This is a genomic window from Mesorhizobium sp. M1169 (assembly GCF_040318345.1).
Classification (GTDB): Bacteria; Pseudomonadota; Alphaproteobacteria; order Rhizobiales; family Rhizobiaceae; genus Mesorhizobium.
Genome location: NZ_JAMYME010000108.1, coordinates 1 through 986 on the forward strand (window position 1 = coordinate 1; position 986 = coordinate 986).

At 67.1% G+C, this 986-nt stretch carries 1 protein-coding gene; it reads right to left on the bottom strand.

Annotated features, from left to right (window positions below):
• A partial coding sequence (locus NKH41_RS34020) for an IS110 family RNA-guided transposase (RefSeq protein WP_352773707.1) occupies positions 1–903 on the bottom strand: 903 nt, incomplete at its 3' end.
• Positions 904–986 lie beyond the last annotated feature (83 nt).

Genomic DNA, 986 nt, shown 5'->3' on the forward strand with positions numbered 1-986 from the left:
CGCCGCCAGCCACGGCGAGGCCTTGGCGCGGCCGCGACGCACCTGCTGGATGTGGGCCGTCGCGCCCACCACCAGCGCCTGCCGCAGCATCTCGTCGCCGGCCCGCGTGATCACCCCCAGCCGGTTCTTGCCGGCGGTCGAATGGTTCTTCGGCGTCAGCCCCAGCCACGCCGCGAAGTCGCGTCCCGAACCGAACGCTGTCGCATCAGTGACCTTGACGCCGAGCAGGCTCGCCACGACCGGCCCGACGCCGGGCATCGCAGCCAGCCGCTGTCCAGTCTCGTCCTTGCGGTGATGGGCCAACAGCTTCTTGTCGATTGCCGCGTATCGCGCGCACACCGCGCGGTATTCCTCGCCGAGCGTCTCAAGCAGTTCCTTTGCCAGCGCCGGCACCGTCGCGTCGCCGGCAATGCGGGCCAGCAGTGGCTCGATGCGGGCAAGGCCTTGTGCGGCCACCAGGCCGAATTCGGCTGCGTAGCCGCGGATCGTGTTGGAAAGCTGCGTGCGCCGCCGCACCAGCTGCTCGCGCACCCCAAACAGCATCTGCGCCGCTTGCTGCTCGCCGCTCTTGATCCCAACAAAGCGTGTCCTGGGCCGGCTCATCGCCTCGCAGATCGCCTCGGCGTCAGCCGCGTCATGCTTGCCGCGCCGCACATACGGCTTCACGTGCTGCGCCGCGATCAGCACCACCTCATGACCCAGCCCCGACAGCGTGCGCGCCCAGTAATGCGAGCCACCGCACGCCTCCAGCCCGATCCTCACCGGCGCAAGCTTGGCGAAGAACGGGACTACCGCCCGCCGTTGCAATTTACGCACCAGCACCGAACGCTCCGCAGCGTCGACACCATGCAGCTGAAAAACACTCTTGGACGTATCCATGCCAATACGGATAAGGTGTTCCACGGACGGCTCCCTTGTTTGAGATCTCAACGAACTCATTCTGGCACATCCGATGCCGTCGGGCGCCGTCCACCCCATCATGCCGT